The following is a 16160-nucleotide window of genomic DNA, read 5'->3' as shown; positions in this document are numbered from 1 at the left end:
AGGCTGTCGAAAAAGTCCCTGGACTTTTTCGACAGCCTTCAAAAATGCCGTTACTTTCGCGCCGCACAGCGGCGCAAAAGTCCTCGCTCCGCTCCCCGGGAGCCTTGCACAGCAAGGCTCCCAGGGGCATTCGATTCCACGCGAGGCGGGCGGCTGCCCCCTCGCGCTCCCCCGCCCCGACACAGGCGGATTCTGTTCAACCGAGGTTTTTCGACACGCTGAGGTCCCGGGCTTATTCGCCCGGGACCTGCGCCATTTTTCCCTTGTTCTCCCGTCTTTTTTGGTGTAAAATGGAAAATGCAACTAACAGGAGGCTGATGGCTGATGCGCGAGATTGATACATATTCCTACCGCTGCGGCGTGATGGACTGCTTCTGCGAGATGGTGCGGGCGGGGGTGAAGAACCTGGCCCTGAGCCACCCGGTGGACAGCCGGGCGGAGTGGGAGGAGCTGGGCCCCTTTGCCGGGAAAATCGCGGGGCAGTACGGGGTGAAGTGCTATCCGGAGGAGGCGCCCCTGGTCACCGACCTCTTCCCCCTGTCGGCCACCCGGGGGAAGTATCTCTACCTCTTCTACCGGGCGGACCACGTGCTGGGGGAGTACCTGCGGCTCAAGGAGCGGAAGGCGTCCATGGTGGCCGAGCGGGCCTACTTCGGCGGCAACCGGACCCAGATCGCCCGGGAGTACGGCCGGCTGCTCTCCTACGGCCCTGAGACCGTCCGGGCCCTGCTGGCGGCCAACCAGGACCGGGAGCGGGTGTGACCGCCCGGGCATGGGCAATTTATTTCTGTTGACAACCTTCCCAACCGATGCTATTATATAGCCTGATCTTTTCTATGCACGACCTGAACTCACATTTTTGTAAGTCATCGTCTGCTCACTGGATGGATGACAAGCAGAGGTGTGGGTTTTCTTTTGCGCAGAGATCAAATTTTTTGCAGGAGGTACCAGCATGTATCAGGGTACTGTAAAGTGGTTCAATGAGACCAAGGGCTTCGGCTTCATCTCCAACGACGACGGCAGCGGCGACGTGTTCGTCCACTTCTCCGCCATCCTGGTGGACGGCTTCAAGACCCTCGCCGAGGGCCAGAAGGTGTCCTACGACACTGAGCCCGATCCCAAGGACGCCGGCAAGCTCCGCGCTGTCAACGTCCGTCCTCTCTAATCGAATCGACTGCGGAGATAAAACACCCCCGCCGGGCTGCCGCCCGGCGGGGGTGTTGGTTCTTTATGGATTTGGAGCAATTCAGTCGGCAAACTCCATAGACCCCGCTTTATCGTGCGCAGCCCTTCCGCGTTATTTTTGCGCGTTGCTGCCCATCGCAGCGCAGCGGTATCTTTGACCGTCTGAACTATTGGAGCAGCCGTGATTTAAGCCCCCTGCCCCGTCAGGTCAGCTCTGCCCGGCACCCCCGAGGGCGGGCGGGCATATACTGTGCTGTGGGGCGGAGATCCCGTCCCCGCCCTGCCAAATCTGTTTTGGGGGATACTCATATGTGCAATTGCTTCAACCGCCGCCGCTGTTGCTGCTGCGGGTGCTCCTGTGGGAACGGCGGCGCCGTCACCCTTCCCTCCTTCCCCGACCGCCCCGTGTGGGATTCCGCCCCCTCCGGGGACAGTTTCCCGGTCTACGTGGCCATGCCGGCCTATATGACCCGGGGCTCCGCCAGCCTGCAGGCCGCCGTGGAGCTGGACTCCGGCTCCTCCTGCTCCTGCAGCCGGGGCTGAAGGCCCCCGCCGCCCTCCGGCGGCGTACTTATCCCCGACCGTATCCCCCAAAAGCGCCCCGGCCAATGAGCTGAACCTGTAAAAGCGGACAATAGACAAACCCCCCCTGATGTAGGAAAATGGAAGTACTACATCAGGGGGTATAGTAATCCATTCAATTACACTTACGGTATCTGTCAGACTGGATTGGGTAAATGAAATATGCTGGACATGGTTGAAATCAACTGTGTCCAGCATATTTTTGGGCCTTTCCATATGAAAAGGGGGGACGCTCCGAAGAACGTCCCCCCTTCTCCCGCCCTATTTCGGTCAGCCGCCCTGCCGCTTCAGCCGCGAGAGCACCAGAGCCGCCTGCTCCCGAGTCAGCGCTGTCCGGGGGGCCGTGCCGTCGAACAGTCCGCCGGCGCTGGCCGCCCTCCAGACATCCTCCGCCCAGGCGCTGACGGGCTGGGCCGCCTGCTCCGCCTGCCACGCCTCCATGGCGGCGCGGAACATCTGGTTGAATGCCTCCTGGGTCATCTCCTCTTCCCCTCCCTTCATCTCTCTGGCTACATCGGCGCGGAACTGGTCCATGCTTTTGCCATGCCTGGGGAACCAGTGGCCCACGTCGGCGTGGTTGGAGGCGATGCCAAGAGCACAGCCCTCCGCGTGGTCCACCACCACCCCGGCCTCCAGCGGGTTCAGCCCGTACCGGGCGCAGAGCATGGCGGTCAGCTCCACCGCATTGCGGTACACCGCGTCAAAATAGGCGGCGTTCTTGGCCGGATTGTAGTCCACCATGGTCCCGCCCTGGTAGGTGTGGCCGGCGGGCTCCAGAATTTCAAAGCTGATGTGGGTGTTGTTGGCGGAGATTCCATCCCCCCTGGGCGCGCCCGCGTGCCAGCCCCGCCAGTTCCAGGGCAGGGTCTGGATGACCCCGTCCCGGTGGACAAAGGCGTGGGCGCAGGCCTCCACCCCCGGCCGGTTCCAGGCCCTGAGGAATACCTCCGGGTCAGGCTGGGCCACGCCGGTGGAGTGGACCATGATCCCCCTGGGGACGATGGTCCGCCCCGCCTTCCAGCAGTCGCTGCCGGTCAGAATACGTTCAGTCAGATTCATGCGCTTCCCTCCTCTCCAGAATATGCCGTCCCGCCCGGCTGTGTGGCATATCCCGGTACACCCGGTAAAAAATTTCCCCGGGCCGCCCCACTTGCAAGGGATCCCCGGCCTGCATTATAATAGCAGTGCGGCCGTGCGCACAGGAGCGGCGGTCAGTCTCCGCCCAGAGGGCGGTCCACAGGGAGGTCAACATGGAAAATCGGCATTTTGCGTCCATTGGGGAGGACATTTCCCTGCTGGGCTATGGCTGTATGCGCTTTCCCACCCGCAAGAGCGACGGCATGATTGCCGTCCGGGAGAGCCGCCGCCTGCTGGAGCGGGCCCACGAGGCGGGCGTCAACTACTTTGACACCGCCTGGAACTACCATAAGGGGGAGAGCGAGCCCTTTCTGGGCCAGATCCTCTCCAAGTGGGATCGGAAGAGCTTTCACCTGGCCACCAAGCTGCCCACCTGGCTGGCCAAGTCCGCCTCCGACGCGGAGGACATCTTCACCCGCCAGCTCCAGCGCTGCCGGGTGGACTACTTTGATTTCTACCTGGCCCACAGCCTCACCGCCGAGCACTACGCCACCTTCCAGGCCTCGGGGGCCTACCAGGTGCTGTCCCACGAGAAGGCCCGGGGCCGCATCCGCCGGCTGGGCTTCTCCTTCCACGACCGGCCCGAGCTGCTGGAGCGGATTCTGGGCGACCACCAGTGGGATTTTGTCCAGCTCCAGCTCAACTACCTGGACTGGGATTTGCAGGACGCAAAGCGCCAGTATGAGATTGTCACGCAGCGGGGCCTGCCCGTCATTGTGATGGAGCCGGTGCGGGGCGGGGCTCTGGCCAGCCTGACCCCCGCCGCCCGGGCCGTGCTGGAGGAGGCCGCGCCGGGCAGGAGCGCCGCCTCCTGGGCCCTGCGGTACGCCGCCTCCCTGCCGGGGGTGATGACCGTGCTCTCCGGCATGTCGGCCATGGACCAGGTGGAGGACAACATCGCCACCATGTCCCCCTTCCAGCCCCTTACGGAGGAGGACCGGGCCGTACTGGCCAGGGCGGTGGAGGTCTACCGCTCTGCCGGCACCATCCCCTGCACCGGCTGCCGGTACTGCACCGACTGCCCCAGGCATGTGGACATCCCCCGCATCTTCGCCATCTACAACCAGTTCTGCGTGGACGGGAAGAAGAGCTCCTTTGACAACACCTGGGACCTGATTCCCGAGTCCATGCGGCCCGAGCAGTGCGTCCGCTGCGGCCAGTGCGTGGACCGCTGCCCCCAGCATATCGTCATCCCCGACCGCCTGGCGGAGGTGGCCGCTGCCGCCGCCGAGGCCGCCAAGGGCTGAGGTTTTCCACCGTTCAGGCGTATTCTGTGGATAAAAGGCGGCTGCTTTTTCATCATAGCTTTTTGCGCGCTGAAGCGGGATGCCCGCCGCACATAGTGCGGCGGGCATCTTGGTCAGGCTGTCAAAAAAGCTCCTGGACTTTTTTGACAGCCTTCAATAATACCGTTACTTTTGCCCCTCACGGCGGCGCAAAAGTCCTCGCGTCGCTCGCCGGAAGCCTTGCATGGCAACGCTTCCGGGGCATTCGATTCCACGCGAGGCGGGCCGCCGCCCCCTCGCGCTCCCCCGCCCCAGTTCAGGCGGGTGCTTTTTCATCATAGCTTTTTGCGTGCTGAAGCGAGATGCCCGCCGCACTATGTGCGGCGGGCATCTCGCTTTTGATTTGGAAGAGAGAGGAATAGAAGAGGGAGAAATGAAAAACTCGCTTTATATAGAAACACGGAAAACCGTGTTGTCTCTGGTCCGCCACAACAGCCCGAGGCGGTATCGGTGGTGTTCCTTTGCTGTGACTATAAGATACCACCAGGGCGGCGGAAATTGTTGGACGGTTTTTAAATAAGATGTGAAGATTATGTAAATATCGACACTTTGCTGCTCCAAGCTATCCCAGCCCGCTTCAATGCGACTTTTGTCTTGACTGCCCCCGCCCGGTCGTTTATACTAATAAAGTTAGATTAGAGGTCAAGCGGCCTCCCGAAGGCCCAGAAGGGTCCTGTTTACAGCGTCTTTTCTCTCCCCGGCCCAGCGCGCGGCAGAGCGCCGCGCAGGATGTCAGAAGACATGCCCCACAGGGGGCGTGTCTTTTTTGTTGCTCTTTGGTCTGGTTATTTTTCCCACAGGAGGTGCTCCATGACCCTTCAGGAGTTTTTTCATAACAATCCCCGGGCCGCCCTGGCCTTTTCCGGCGGCGCGGATTCGGCCTATCTCCTCTGGGCGGCCAGGGAGTGGGCAGAGGATGTGAAGGCCTACTACGTCCACTCCCCCTTCCAGCCCGCCTTTGAGCTCGCCGACGCCAGGCGGCTGGCGGAGGAGCTGGGCATGCCCATGGCAGTGCTGGAGGCCGACGTGCTGTCGGTGCCCGGCGCGGCGGCCAACGGCCCCGACCGCTGCTACCACTGCAAGACCGCCCTGTTTACCCTGCTGAAGGAGGCGGCCCTGGCCGACGGGTACACCCTGCTCATCGACGGCACTAACGCCTCGGACGACGCCGGAGACCGCCCCGGCATGCGGGCGCTGGCCGAGCTGGCCGTCCGCTCCCCTCTGCGGGAGTGCGGCGTCACCAAGGCGGAGGTACGGACACGGTCCAGAGAGGCGGGGCTGTTCACCTGGGACAAGCCGGCCTACGCCTGCCTGGCCACCCGGGTGCCCACGGGCACGGCCATCACGCCGGAGGCCCTCTCGGCGGTGGAGGGGGCGGAAAACGCCCTGGCCGCTCTGGGGTACCGGGATTTCCGGGTGCGGCTGTTCCACGGCGCGGCCCGGCTGGAGCTGACGGAGCGGGACTTCGCCCGGGCGGCGGAAGCGCGGGAGGCGGTCAAGGCCGCCCTCTCACCCTGGTTTGAGACAGTATTGCTGGATTTTGCAGTGCGGACGGGAGGCTGACGGATATGGACAACAAACGGGAGATTCTCTCCCTGCTCCGGTCGGTGTCTGCGGGGGATGCCACCCCCGAGGAGGCTCTGCTGGAGCTGAAGCTGTCCCCCTTTGAGGATTTGGGGTACGCCAAGGTGGACTACCACCGCTCCGTGCGCCAGGGAAGCGGGGAGGTCATCTACGGCGCGGGCAAGACGCCGGAGCAGATTGCCGGCATTGTGGCCGCCATGCACAGCCGGGGCTGCGGCAACATCCTCATCACCCGCATCAGCCCGGAGGCGGCGGAGCTGGTGGGCCGTGCGGCGGAGCTGGACTACCACCCGGAGGCCCGGCTGGCAGTGGCCTGGCCCCGGCCGGACACCCCCGCCCTGGGCCACATTGTGGTGGCCACCGGGGGCACCAGCGATCTGCCGGTGGCCGAAGAGGCCGCCCTCACCGCCGAGGCCATGGGCAACCATGTCACCCGGCTGTACGACGTGGGGGTGGCCGGACTCCACCGGCTGCTGTCCAAACTGGACGTGCTCATGTCCGCCCGGTGCATTGTGGCGGTGGCGGGCATGGAGGGGGCGCTGGCCAGCGTGGTGGGCGGGCTGGTGGACTGTCCGGTCATCGCCGTGCCCACCAGCGTGGGGTACGGCGCCTCCTTCCACGGCCTGTCCGCCCTGCTGTCCATGCTCAACTCCTGCGCCTCCGGCTCCGCCGTGGTCAACATCGACAACGGCTTCGGCGCCGGATATCTGGCCAGCATGATCAACCAGATGGAGGGCCTGCCCTCCCAAGACCAGCACAAGGAGGCTCCCGGCCATGAAAATTCTGTATCTTGAGTGCAATATGGGCGCGGCGGGCGATATGCTCATGTCCGCCCTCTACGAGCTGCTGCCCGACAAGGCGGCCTTTGTCAGCGCCATGAATTCCCTGGGCCTGCCCGGGGTGGAGCTCACCCCCCTGCCCGCCAGGACCTGCGGCATTGCGGGCACCCGGATGGAGGTAACTGTGGACGGAGCGGAGGAGGAATCCCACGACGTGCCCATGGCCGCCGGGGAGGGGCACATCCACGTCCATTCTCACGGCCATGACCACCATGAACACGACCACGGCCACTGCCACGAGCACCACCATGCCCATGAACACGATCATCCCCACCATCACCACGCCTCCCCCGGCCACATCGCCGCCCTCATCGACGGCCTGCCCCTGCCCGGGGAGGTGAAGGCCCACGCCCGGGCGGTGTACGATTCCATCGCCGCCGCCGAGGCCAGGGCCCACGGCTGCCCGGTGGAACAGGTTCACTTCCACGAGGTGGGGGCTCTGGACGCGGTGGCCGACGTGGTGGGCGTGTGCTACGCCATGTATCTCCTCGCCCCCGACAAAATTGTGGCCTCCCCCGTCCATGTGGGCAGCGGCTTTGTCCGGTGCGCCCACGGGGTGGTGCCGGTGCCCGCTCCCGCCACCGCCTACCTGCTGGAGGGAGTGCCCTCCTACGGCGGCGATGTAAAAGGGGAGCTGTGTACCCCCACCGGCGCCGCCCTGGTGGCCCACTTTGCCCAGGCGTTCGGCCCCATGCCGGTGATGGCCGCCGGCGCGGTGGGGTACGGCGTGGGCAAAAAGGAGTTTGACCGGGCCAACTGCGTCCGGGCCTTCTGGGGCGAGGGGACGGAGGACGCTCCCGGCGGCACGGGCGAGATTGCCGAGCTGGTGTGCAACGTGGACGACATGACCCCCGAGGCCCTGTCCTACGCCTGCGCCCGTCTGCTGGAGGAGGGGGCTCTGGACGTGTACGCCGTCCCCGGCGTGATGAAGAAGGGCCGGCCCGGCCATGTGCTCACCGTGCTGTGTGACCCGGCCGCGGAGGAACAGATGGCCCGCGCCGTGCTGCGGGAGACGGCCACCAACGGCCTGCGGGCCCGGCGGTGGGGCAAATACTTCCTCACCCCCGGCCGCGAAACGGCAGACACCCCCTTCGGCCCCATCTCCATCAAAACGGCCCGGGGCTGGGGTATCTTCCACCGGAAGCCGGAGTATGACGATGTGGCCGCCGCGGCCCGCCGGGCTGGGGTGCCCTTCGCCCGGGTGTGGGAGGCGGCCCTGACCAAGAACAAGCAGGAGGAATCTTCCCATGAATGAGGCTCTCTGGAACAAATGCGCGGAATTTCACGGCCACACCTGCCCCGGACTGGCCACCGGCTTCCGGGTGGCCACCGAGGCCATGGCAAAGCTGGGCCTGGACGGCCCGGAGGCCGACGAGGAGCTGGTCTGCGTCACCGAGAACGACACCTGTGCCGTGGACGCGGTGCAGGTGATCACCGGCTGCACCATGGGCAAGGGCAATCTGCTCTACCGTGGCACCGGCAAGATGGTCTTTACCTTCTACTGCCGCAGAAGCGGCCGGGGCCTGCGGGTGGCGGTGAAGCCGGGGGACCGCAGCCTGGACCGCGCCGCCCGGCAGCACTGGCTCCTCACCGCCCCGGTGGAGGAGGTGCTCGTCTTCTCCGCGCCCACCCGGCCCGCGCCCGAGCGGGCCCGCATCTTCGGCAACGTGACCTGCGCCCAGTGCGGCGAGACGGTCCCCGAGCACAAGGTCCGGCTCCACCAGGGCCGGCTGCTCTGCCTGGATTGCTTCCAGCCCTACGACCGCGGGTGGTAAACGACTTTTTCACCACCTTTCCCCTTCCAACCCCATATAAAGGAGTTTTCCCATGAAAAAGCCAGCCCGTCTCCCCGCTCTGCTCCTCGCCCTGCTGCTCCTGGCCGGGTGCGCCTCCGCTCCGTCCCCCTCTCCTGAACAGACCGCCGGAACAGGCGACACCCGCACCATCACCGACGCCGCCGGGCGGCAGGTGGAGATCCCGGAGACCGTGTCCTCCGTGGTGTGCGTGGGGGTGTGCACCCTGCGGTACACCACCTACCTCCAGGCCCAGGACCTGGTGGTGGGGGTGGAGCGGGACGAGGTGGGGGCCCCCATCACCAAGCCCTTCAGCTACTTCAACCAGGACCTGTTTGCCTCCCTGCCCGTCACCGGCAGCAACGGCGAGACCTATGACGAAGAGCTTCTGAAGGTCAGCCCGGATGTGATCATTGCCAACACCGACGCCGCCAGCGCCCAGGACCTTCAGGACAGGACGGGCATCCCGGTGGTGGTGGTGCCCCTCAACGAGGGCATGTTTGACGACAGCGTGTTCCAGATCCTCTCCATTCTGGGGGAGGTATACCACAGAGAGGACCGGGCGGAGGAGCTCTCGGCCTACCTGAAGGGCATCCAGGCCGACCTGGCGGAGCGCACTGCCGGCGCGGCGGATGAGGACAGGCCCACGGTGTACGTCTCCGGCGTGTCCTTCAAGGGCTCCCATGGCTTTGAGGGTACCGAGGCGGGGTACGCCCCCCTGGCGGCCATCAATGGTGTAAATCTGGCGGACACCACCGGCCAGACCGGGGCCTTCAGCCTGGACCCGGAGCAGGTGCTCGCCTGGGACCCGGATGTGATCTTCGTGGACTTCAACGGCCTGCCCCTCATCAGCGAGGACTACGCCTCCAATCCGGACTTCTACAACAGCCTCACCGCCGTGCGGGAGGGCCGGGTATACAGCCAGATCTCCTTCCGGTACAGCGCCACCAACACCGAGCTTGCCCTGGCCGACGCCTACTACATGGGCAAGGTGCTCTACCCGGAGGAATTTGCCGACGTGGACATGGCCGCCAAGTTTGACGAGATCTTCGAGACCATGCTGGGGGTGGAGGACGCCTGCGCCCAGTATCAGGCGGCGGGCTATGAATTGAAGGAGATGACCCTGGGTGAATAAGGGCATGCGCGCATCACGCGCCGGCGCGCCGCAGGCCTACTCCCGCCACCGGGCCAGGAATATGGGCGTCCTGCTGGCCCTGTGCGTGGCGCTGCTCCTGGCTGCCCTGCTGTCCCTCCGGGCCGGGTCCTACGACACGCCGGTGCTGGAGCTCCTCAAGGGCATCGCCGGCCGGGCGGAGGACAGCAGCGTCAACATCGTGGTGCGCAACATGCGCCTGCCCCGGATCTGCACCGCCATCCTGGGCGGCGCTGGGCTTGGGATGGCCGGTGTGGTGCTCCAGTCGGTGCTGCGCAATCCCCTGGCCTCCTCCAGCACCCTGGGCATCTCCCAGGGCGCCGGGTTCGGCGCCGCCTTTGCCATTATTGTGCTGGGGGCGGGGCTCCAGGCCGGAGGCGGCGTCGCCTTCTCCAACCCGGCCCTCATCGGCCTGTGCGCCTTTGGCGGCAGCATGGCCGTGTCGGTGCTCATTCTGGCCCTGTCCCGCCTGCGGCAGATCACCCCCGAGGCCATGGTGCTCTCCGGCGTGGCCCTCAGCTCCCTGTTCTCCGGGGCCACCACGCTCTTGCAGTACTTTGCCGACGAGGTGCAGCTCACCTCCCTGGTGTTCTGGACCTTCGGCGACCTGGGCCGCACCGGCTGGGGCGAGGTGGGCATTATGGCGGCGGTGGCCGCCGCCGCAGGCATCTACTTCTTCTTCAACCGCTGGAACTACAACGCCCTGGAGAGCGGCGAGCAGACCGCCGTCAGCCTGGGGGTGAACGTGGGCCGGCTGCGGATTGTCAGCGTACTCCTCTGCTCGGTGGTGGCGGCGGTGGTGGTGTCCTACATGGGCATCATCAACTTCATCGGCCTGGTGGCCCCCCACATGGTCCGCCGCTTTCTGGGCGACAACCACTGCTACCTCATCCCCGGCTCCGCCCTCATGGGGGCCGTGCTGCTGCTGCTGGGGGACCTGGCGGCCCGGAACGCGGCGGCTCCGGTGGTGCTGCCCATCGGCGCCATCACCTCCTTCCTGGGGGCGCCGCTGTTCCTCTATCTGCTGTTCAAAGGACGGAACCGCCCATGATGACTGTGGAACATCTGAACTTCTCCTACCGGTGCGGCCGGCAGATCCTCCATGACGTGTCCTTTGCGGCCCGCAGCGGGGAGTGCCTGGCCATTCTGGGCAACAACGGCGCGGGCAAGAGCACCCTGCTCAAGTGCTTCAGCCATATTTTAAGGCCCCAGTCCGGCTCGGTGCGGGTGGACGGGGCGGAGCTGCTGGCCATGTCCCACGGGGAGATGGCCAGGAACGTGGCCTTTGTGGCCCAGAATCCCCCGGCCAGCCGCCTGACGGTGTACGACATGATTCTGCTGGGCCGCAGGCCCTATATGAAGTGGGGCGTCTCGGCGGAGGACTATCGCCTGGTGGATGAGATGCTCTCCGCCCTGGGGCTGGAGGATATGGCCGTCCGGCCCATGGACCGGCTCTCCGGCGGCGAGCAGCAGAAGATTATGCTGGCCCGGGCCCTGGTGCAGCAGCCCAGGGTGCTCCTGCTGGACGAGCCCACCAGCAGCCTGGACCTGCACAACCAGTACGAGGTGCTCTCCCTGGTTCGGAAGCTGTGCCGGGCGCGGGACATCGCCGTCATTATGGTCATCCACGACCTGAATCTGGCCCTGCGGTACTGCGACCGGTTTCTCCTGCTCCACGGCGGCCGGGTCCACGCCTTTGGGGACGCGTCGGTGGTCAATACGGAGAACATCAAAGCGGTGTATACTGTCAGCGCCGCGGTCCGGCAGATAGACGGCATCCCCGTGGTGGTGCCAATGTGCTGAAAACATGAAAATGCCGCCGCACCCTAAGGGGCGCGGCGGCATTTTTCTCCTGTCAGTCCCGCCGTCTGCCCAGGAAACGGAGCAGGTAGAGGAACAGGTTGATGAAGTCCAGATAGAGCTGGAGGGCGGCAAAGACGGAGGCTTTGGCCGCCATCTCGGGGTCATGGCCGTAGTAGGCGTGGAGGGCCTTAATCTTCTGGGTGTCGTAGGCGGTGAAGCCCAGGAACACGGCGATGCCAACGAGGCAGTAGATCCGGTCCATGGCCTGGAGGCCGGGGATAAACAGGGACAGGAACCCAAAGGCCACCAGGAAGATGAGCCCGCCCGTCAGCACGGTGCGGATGCGGGACAGGTCGGCCTTGGTGGCGTAGCCGAAGGCGGCCATGGCGCCGAAGTACAGGGCGGTGACGCCGAACACCAGCACCAGACTGGCCACGTCAAAGAGAATGAAATAAACCGAGAAGGTCACGCCGGTGAGGGCGGCGTAGGCAAAGAAGAGGAACCGGGCCGCCGGGACGGACAGGCTGTCAATCCGGGCGGAGAGCACAATCACCACCGCAATCTGGGCGATGGCCAGGCCGATATAGGTGAACGAGTTGAACAGAAGCCGGATGCTGAAGCCGGTGATATACCCGGCCAGGGCCACGCCGAAGGTGACGGCCAGACCGGCGAACATCCAGAGGAAGGTGCGGGCGGTGTACCGGCCCACGGTCTCCACCATGCCGTAGCCGCCATAGCCCTCCTGGGTATAGTAGTTATTTTCGTACACGGACAATTCTCCTTTCCCCGTGGGAAATTTCCCCCGGCACAGCCGGGAGCACACGGGATTCTGCCGCTAGTATACACGGTTTCCGCAAAAAAGAAAAGTACCATTGGAGGAAAGCTGTCCCCCGCTACACATTGGAGGAAAGCTGTCCCCCGCTACACGCCGAACCGGGTGATAAGGGCCAGCAGCACCACGGCCGCCCCCGTCAGGCGGACGGCCAGCTTCATTCTGGGGTGTTGGAGCCGCTCGGGCCACACCGGGTGAATGGCAAAGAGCAGGCCGTAGAGGGCCCAGGCCGCGTTGGTGAACAGCCCGATTCTGGTCACGGTGGAGCAGACAAAGCCGATGGCCAGAATGGCAAGGCCCAGATACATCTGCTTCCGGAAGGTCAGCGGTTTCATGATTTGTCCTCCTTTCGGCTGAAAACGGTCCTTTTCCACCCTCTTTATACCATACTCCCGCCCCCCTTTGCAACGGCGCCGCCGTTTTTTCCGGTTTCCCCTTGACTTTCTCGATATTCGAGATATAATAGAGATGAAAAGAAACTCGATAATCGAGAAAGGAGAGAGCCGCCATGCCCAGGGAGAAATTCAAGACCCTCACCGAGCAGATGTTTTACATTCTGCTCTGCCTGCGCCGGGAGCGCCGCGGGTCGGACATTCTGGAGGCGGTGCGGGCGCTCACCGAGGGCCGGGTGACCATCGGCTCAGGCACTCTGTACGACCTGCTGGAGCAGTTCCTGGCGGCGGGGGTGATTCAGGAGACCGAGTCGGCCGGGCGCCGCCGCAGCTACATCATTACGGACAAGGGCCGGGAGATGCTGGACCGGGAATACCGGCGTCTCCGGAGCCAGACAGAGGACTATGACCGTGTTTTGAGAGAGGAGGCACAGGAATGAGCAAAACCAGACGCTGCCTTGCAAATTTCTCCTTTTACGACCAGCGCGGGATTGAAAAGAAGCTGGGGCAGATGGCCGCCCAGGGCTGGATGATTGAGCAGCCAGGCGGACTGCTCTGGACCTACCGGAAAATCCGGCCCCAGCAGCTGCGGTTTGCGGTGACCTACTTCCCCAGCGCCTCGGAGTTTGACCCCCACCCCAGCCAGCGGCAGCTGATGAAGGAGGACTTCTGTGCCCAGGACGGCTGGAAGCTGGCAGCCCGGTGGGACGCCATGCAGATTTTTTATACTGACCGGGCGGACGCCGTACCCATCGACACCGACCCGGTGACCCAGGTGGAGACCATCCACCGCACCATGTCCAGGCGGGTGCTCACCGCTCAGCTCCTGTCCCTGGCCCTCTACCTGTTCGTTCTTGTGTCCCAGCTCCGTCAGCTGTGGCGGAACCCGGTGGACTACCTGTCCCACCCCTTCTATCTGTTTATGATTCCCTTCTGGACGATATTGGTATTCTTCCCCCTCTATGAGCTGGGTCACTACGTTCTCTGGCACCGGCGGGCCAAGCGGGCCGCGGAGCAGGGAATTTTCCTCCCCGTGCGCACCAGGAAGCTGATGAGCTGGATCCTGTTGACTGTGGCCGTTCTGCTCCTGATTGTATCTCTCGCCGGTTCCAGCTCCAATCCCCTGTTTATTCTGGTATGGCTGGCGATCACCGGGGCAATCGTGCTCCTCAGCCGCTGCCTGTCCGGCTGGCTGAAAAAGCAGGGCGTGTCCCGCCGGTTCAACCAGGGCGTTACGGTTGCCTTTATTCTGCTGCTCACCGTCACCATACTGGCAGGCATCATAACCGGTATACTGACCGGCGTGCTCTCCTTTGGCGACAGCCGCCAGCCGGTGGGCAGCTACCAGTGGGGTAGCTTCACCTGGGACATCTACGACGACCCCATGCCCCTGACGGTGGAGGACCTGGTGGAGACAGACACCCAGTACTCCAGGGAGGCTGACTGTCAGGAGACCTTCCTCCTCTCCCGGTGCGAGTACGAGCAGCGGCCTCTCTTCAACCAGGAGGAGCGGGACTACCAGCTCAGCTACACCGTCACCGACATCAAGCTGCCCTTCCTCTATAATTTCATCCGCCAGAGCCTGCTGGAAGAGCATCAGGACGAGGCCGTCGACGGCTATGTGTTTGTGGACCACTACGAGCCCATTGACGCCGCCCCCTGGGACGCTCAGGCGGCCTACCAGGTCTACCGGGAGGACGGCCCCCGGGACACCTACCTTATCTGCTGGGAGAGCCGCATGGTGGAGATTCATTTCTACTGGACCCCCACCCCGGAGCAAATCCGCACCGCGGCGGAGCTGCTGGGCGGCTGATATTCCCTGCAAACAGCAAAAGCACCTGAAGCCGTGGCTTCAGGTGCTTTCTACTGGCGGTCGCCCGCCGAACACCTATTCTCTCCTGCTTTTTGAAAAAACAAAAACAGCCACGTCAAACGACGTGACTGTTTTTGTGGTGGAGACAACAGAACTCGAATCTGTGACCTTCCGCGTGTGAGGCGGACGCTCTACCAGCTGAGCTATGCCTCCATATCTGGTATGTCCGGTCATGCCCCGTAAAGGGGTTGGTGACCCGGACGGGAATCGAACCCGTGTTACCGCCGTGAAAGGGCGGTGTCTTAGCCGCTTGACCACCGGGCCGTCTGCACAGGACAGGAACCCATCCTGCTAGATTTTTATGGTAGCGGCACCTGGATTCGAACCGGGGACACTGCGGGTATGAACCGCATGCTCTAGCCAACTGAGCTATGCCGCCATGTAACCCCGTCGAACAGGGCAAGAGTTATTATATCCGACAGTCCCCTATTTGTCAACGATTTTTTTAATTTTCTTTTAAAAAATTTTTCGGCCCCCGCTCAGTCGATTTTGTACCCCACGCCCCACACGGTTTTGATGAACCGGGGGTTCCGGCCCGGCTCCCCCATCTTCTCCCGCAGGCGGCGGATGTGGACCATGACGGTGTTGTTCCGGTCCAGGTACTTCTCCCCCCACACGGTCTCAAACAGCTTCTCGGCGGAGATGACCTGTCCCCGGTTCTCACAGAGCATCCACAGGATGTCAAACTCCAGCGGGGTCAGGCTCAGGGGCCTGTCGTACAGGGTGCACTCGTGGGTGGAGCGGTTGATGACCAGGCCGTTGAAGTCGATGACGTCCCCCACGGGCCGGTCGTTCTCATTGTAGTGGGTGTACCGCCGCAGCTGGGCCTTCACCCGGGCCACCAGCTCCAGAGGGTTAAAGGGCTTGGTCATGTAGTCGTCGGCGCCGATGGTCAATCCGGTGATCTTGTCCATGTCCTCGGCGCGGGCGGTGAGCATGAGGACGGGAAAGTGGTGCTCCCGGCGGATCTCCCCGCAGAGGGTAAAGCCGGAGATGTCGGGCAGCATCACGTCCAGGATGGCCAGATCCAGCCGCTCCCGGCTGACGCACCGGAGGGCGTCGGCGCCGGTGCCGCACTTAAAGACGGTGAATCCCTCGCTCTTGAGGTACACCTCTACCAGGTCGGCGATCTCGGGCTCGTCGTCCACCACCAGAATATTCGCGTTCACACGCACCGCCTCCTCTCCTCCGATTATATCCGCCGGTCCGGACGCAAGTCAAGGCCGGCGGATATTCGTAAGGAAAAGATCACAATTCGCTTAAAAGAACCAGCGGATAAGGCCGGAGAGGAGAAAGGCCACCACGGCGGGCATGAAGTTCTCCCAGCGCATGGGCTTCTCGGTCAGGGCCTTCACCAGCAGCACCACGCCGGCCAGGGCCAGCGCCCAGGGCGCCAGGGCCAGGATGATCATCACAGGCACGCTGAGGATGCTCAGCACCAGCGCCAGCAGCGCAACGGCCACAAAGCAGCCCACAACAAGTGTCACCATACAGGATGCCTCCTTCGTTTTGTTGATGGAATTGTACCACCCCAGCGTTAAATACTCCATAGGGGAAGGATTAAAAAACGCTAAAAAAGGGGCGCCGGATGTTTCCGGCGCCCCTCAGGCTGTCGAAAAAGTCCCTGGACTTTTTCGACAGCCTTCAAAAATGCCGTTACTTTCGCGCCGCACAGCGGCGCAAAAGTCCTCGCTCCGCTCC

General features: G+C 63.9%; 19 protein-coding genes and 3 tRNA genes. 14 read left to right on the top strand and 8 right to left on the bottom strand.

Annotated elements, in window-relative coordinates:
- The first annotated feature begins 324 nt into the window (after positions 1-324).
- The 3 genes from QZY67_RS09530 to QZY67_RS09520 all read left to right on the top strand — a co-directional run bounded on the left by QZY67_RS09530 (position 325) and on the right by QZY67_RS09520 (position 1728).
- The gene (locus tag QZY67_RS09530; protein WP_294533597.1) at positions 325-762 is read left to right on the top strand and encodes a hypothetical protein; all 438 of its coding nucleotides are present in this window, start codon (positions 325-327) and stop codon (positions 760-762) included.
- Between the two features lie 190 nt (positions 763-952).
- Positions 953-1165, top strand: a complete 213-nt coding sequence (locus QZY67_RS09525; RefSeq protein WP_006571247.1) for a cold-shock protein — start codon at positions 953-955, stop codon at positions 1163-1165.
- Positions 1166-1494: 329 nt separating this feature from the next.
- Positions 1495-1728, top strand: coding sequence for a hypothetical protein (locus QZY67_RS09520; protein WP_294533599.1), 234 nt, complete (start codon positions 1495-1497; stop codon positions 1726-1728).
- Positions 1729-2037: 309 nt separating this feature from the next.
- On the opposite strand, the gene QZY67_RS09515 is transcribed toward QZY67_RS09520, so the two are convergent.
- A complete protein-coding gene (locus QZY67_RS09515; RefSeq protein ID WP_295369866.1) occupies positions 2038-2826 on the bottom strand; it encodes a peptidoglycan recognition family protein in 789 nt (262 codons plus the stop codon).
- Positions 2827-3017: 191 nt separating this feature from the next.
- Between QZY67_RS09515 and QZY67_RS09510 the strand changes: the two genes are divergently transcribed.
- The 8 genes from QZY67_RS09510 (at position 3018) to QZY67_RS09475 (ending at position 11362) form a co-directional block, all read left to right on the top strand.
- Positions 3018-4151, top strand: a complete 1134-nt coding sequence (locus QZY67_RS09510) for an aldo/keto reductase (protein WP_295369865.1) — start codon at positions 3018-3020, stop codon at positions 4149-4151.
- A gap of 849 nt (positions 4152-5000) precedes the next feature.
- Entirely contained in the window at positions 5001-5753 is a 753-nt protein-coding gene (gene larE / locus QZY67_RS09505; protein ID WP_295369864.1) for an ATP-dependent sacrificial sulfur transferase LarE, read from the top strand.
- A gap of 5 nt (positions 5754-5758) precedes the next feature.
- Positions 5759-6568 (top strand): nickel pincer cofactor biosynthesis protein LarB, encoded by an 810-nt coding sequence (gene larB, locus QZY67_RS09500; RefSeq protein WP_295369863.1) that lies wholly within the window; start codon positions 5759-5761, stop codon positions 6566-6568.
- Entirely contained in the window at positions 6549-7868 is a 1320-nt protein-coding gene (larC, locus tag QZY67_RS09495) for a nickel pincer cofactor biosynthesis protein LarC (RefSeq protein WP_295369862.1), read from the top strand. The genes larB and larC overlap by 20 nt, the downstream gene beginning before the upstream one ends.
- On the top strand, positions 7861-8388 hold the full coding sequence (locus tag QZY67_RS09490; protein WP_295369861.1) for an FmdE family protein: 528 nt from the start codon (positions 7861-7863) through the stop codon (positions 8386-8388). Before larC ends, QZY67_RS09490 begins: the two co-directional genes overlap by 8 nt.
- A 52-nt stretch (positions 8389-8440) precedes the next feature.
- Positions 8441-9541 carry an iron ABC transporter substrate-binding protein gene (locus QZY67_RS09485; RefSeq protein ID WP_295369860.1) on the top strand — a complete coding sequence of 367 codons (1101 nt, stop codon included), beginning with the start codon at positions 8441-8443 and terminating at the stop codon, positions 9539-9541.
- On the top strand, positions 9534-10610 hold the full coding sequence (locus QZY67_RS09480) for an iron ABC transporter permease (protein ID WP_366448965.1): 1077 nt from the start codon (positions 9534-9536) through the stop codon (positions 10608-10610). The genes QZY67_RS09485 and QZY67_RS09480 overlap by 8 nt, the downstream gene beginning before the upstream one ends.
- Positions 10607-11362, top strand: a complete 756-nt coding sequence (locus QZY67_RS09475; protein ID WP_295369859.1) for an ABC transporter ATP-binding protein — start codon at positions 10607-10609, stop codon at positions 11360-11362. Before QZY67_RS09480 ends, QZY67_RS09475 begins: the two co-directional genes overlap by 4 nt.
- A 52-nt stretch (positions 11363-11414) precedes the next feature.
- Here QZY67_RS09475 and QZY67_RS09470 read toward each other — a convergent pair whose 3' ends face one another.
- Together QZY67_RS09470 and QZY67_RS09465 are read right to left on the bottom strand one after the other, a co-directional pair.
- Positions 11415-12131, bottom strand: coding sequence for a Bax inhibitor-1/YccA family protein (locus QZY67_RS09470; protein ID WP_295369858.1), 717 nt, complete (start codon positions 12129-12131; stop codon positions 11415-11417).
- A gap of 152 nt (positions 12132-12283) precedes the next feature.
- Complete coding sequence (locus QZY67_RS09465) at positions 12284-12529, bottom strand: hypothetical protein (RefSeq protein ID WP_295369857.1); 246 nt, start codon at positions 12527-12529, stop codon at positions 12284-12286.
- Positions 12530-12702: 173 nt separating this feature from the next.
- Here QZY67_RS09465 and QZY67_RS09460 point away from each other — a divergent pair, with 173 nt between their 5' ends.
- Positions 12703-13026: a helix-turn-helix transcriptional regulator gene (locus QZY67_RS09460; protein ID WP_295369856.1), complete on the top strand. Its 324-nt coding sequence runs from the start codon at positions 12703-12705 to the stop codon at positions 13024-13026.
- On the top strand, positions 13023-14399 hold the full coding sequence (locus QZY67_RS09455) for a DUF2812 domain-containing protein (protein WP_295369855.1): 1377 nt from the start codon (positions 13023-13025) through the stop codon (positions 14397-14399). Before QZY67_RS09460 ends, QZY67_RS09455 begins: the two co-directional genes overlap by 4 nt.
- A 137-nt stretch (positions 14400-14536) precedes the next feature.
- On the opposite strand, the gene QZY67_RS09450 is transcribed toward QZY67_RS09455, so the two are convergent.
- The 5 genes from QZY67_RS09450 to QZY67_RS09430 all read right to left on the bottom strand — a co-directional run bounded on the left by QZY67_RS09450 (position 14537) and on the right by QZY67_RS09430 (position 15949).
- Positions 14537-14612 (bottom strand) — tRNA-Val (locus QZY67_RS09450).
- Positions 14613-14648: 36 nt separating this feature from the next.
- Positions 14649-14723 (bottom strand) — tRNA-Glu (locus tag QZY67_RS09445).
- Positions 14724-14761: 38 nt separating this feature from the next.
- Positions 14762-14838: transfer RNA gene (locus QZY67_RS09440), tRNA-Met, on the bottom strand.
- A 100-nt stretch (positions 14839-14938) separates the two neighbouring features.
- Complete coding sequence (gene vanR / locus QZY67_RS09435; protein ID WP_295369854.1) at positions 14939-15628, bottom strand: VanR-ABDEGLN family response regulator transcription factor; 690 nt, start codon at positions 15626-15628, stop codon at positions 14939-14941.
- 90 nt (positions 15629-15718) lie between these two features.
- The gene (locus tag QZY67_RS09430; protein ID WP_295369853.1) at positions 15719-15949 is read right to left on the bottom strand and encodes a phage-shock protein; all 231 of its coding nucleotides are present in this window, start codon (positions 15947-15949) and stop codon (positions 15719-15721) included.
- A gap of 22 nt (positions 15950-15971) precedes the next feature.
- Here QZY67_RS09430 and QZY67_RS09425 point away from each other — a divergent pair.
- Positions 15972-16160: hypothetical protein (locus QZY67_RS09425; protein ID WP_295369852.1), on the top strand; the 189-nt coding region annotated here is incomplete at its 3' end.

This window comes from uncultured Pseudoflavonifractor sp. (assembly GCA_904419835.1).
Lineage (GTDB): Bacteria > Bacillota > Clostridia > Oscillospirales > Oscillospiraceae > Pseudoflavonifractor.
Note: the sequence above shows the minus strand (reverse complement) of the source record. Positions and strands in the feature narration are given on the sequence as shown.

Coding starts and splice junctions, on each gene's coding strand:
- QZY67_RS09530 (WP_294533597.1), top strand. CDS start 325: ATGCGCGAGATTGATACATATTCCTACCGCTGCGGCGTGATGGACTGC.
- QZY67_RS09525 (WP_006571247.1), top strand. CDS start 953: ATGTATCAGGGTACTGTAAAGTGGTTCAATGAGACCAAGGGCTTCGGC.
- QZY67_RS09520 (WP_294533599.1), top strand. CDS start 1,495: ATGTGCAATTGCTTCAACCGCCGCCGCTGTTGCTGCTGCGGGTGCTCC.
- QZY67_RS09515 (WP_295369866.1), bottom strand. CDS start 2,826: ATGAATCTGACTGAACGTATTCTGACCGGCAGCGACTGCTGGAAGGCG.
- QZY67_RS09510 (WP_295369865.1), top strand. CDS start 3,018: ATGGAAAATCGGCATTTTGCGTCCATTGGGGAGGACATTTCCCTGCTG.
- larE (WP_295369864.1), top strand. CDS start 5,001: ATGACCCTTCAGGAGTTTTTTCATAACAATCCCCGGGCCGCCCTGGCC.
- larB (WP_295369863.1), top strand. CDS start 5,759: ATGGACAACAAACGGGAGATTCTCTCCCTGCTCCGGTCGGTGTCTGCG.
- larC (WP_295369862.1), top strand. CDS start 6,549: ATGAAAATTCTGTATCTTGAGTGCAATATGGGCGCGGCGGGCGATATG.
- QZY67_RS09490 (WP_295369861.1), top strand. CDS start 7,861: ATGAATGAGGCTCTCTGGAACAAATGCGCGGAATTTCACGGCCACACC.
- QZY67_RS09485 (WP_295369860.1), top strand. CDS start 8,441: ATGAAAAAGCCAGCCCGTCTCCCCGCTCTGCTCCTCGCCCTGCTGCTC.
- QZY67_RS09475 (WP_295369859.1), top strand. CDS start 10,607: ATGATGACTGTGGAACATCTGAACTTCTCCTACCGGTGCGGCCGGCAG.
- QZY67_RS09465 (WP_295369857.1), bottom strand. CDS start 12,529: ATGAAACCGCTGACCTTCCGGAAGCAGATGTATCTGGGCCTTGCCATT.
- QZY67_RS09460 (WP_295369856.1), top strand. CDS start 12,703: ATGCCCAGGGAGAAATTCAAGACCCTCACCGAGCAGATGTTTTACATT.
- QZY67_RS09455 (WP_295369855.1), top strand. CDS start 13,023: ATGAGCAAAACCAGACGCTGCCTTGCAAATTTCTCCTTTTACGACCAG.
- QZY67_RS09430 (WP_295369853.1), bottom strand. CDS start 15,949: ATGGTGACACTTGTTGTGGGCTGCTTTGTGGCCGTTGCGCTGCTGGCG.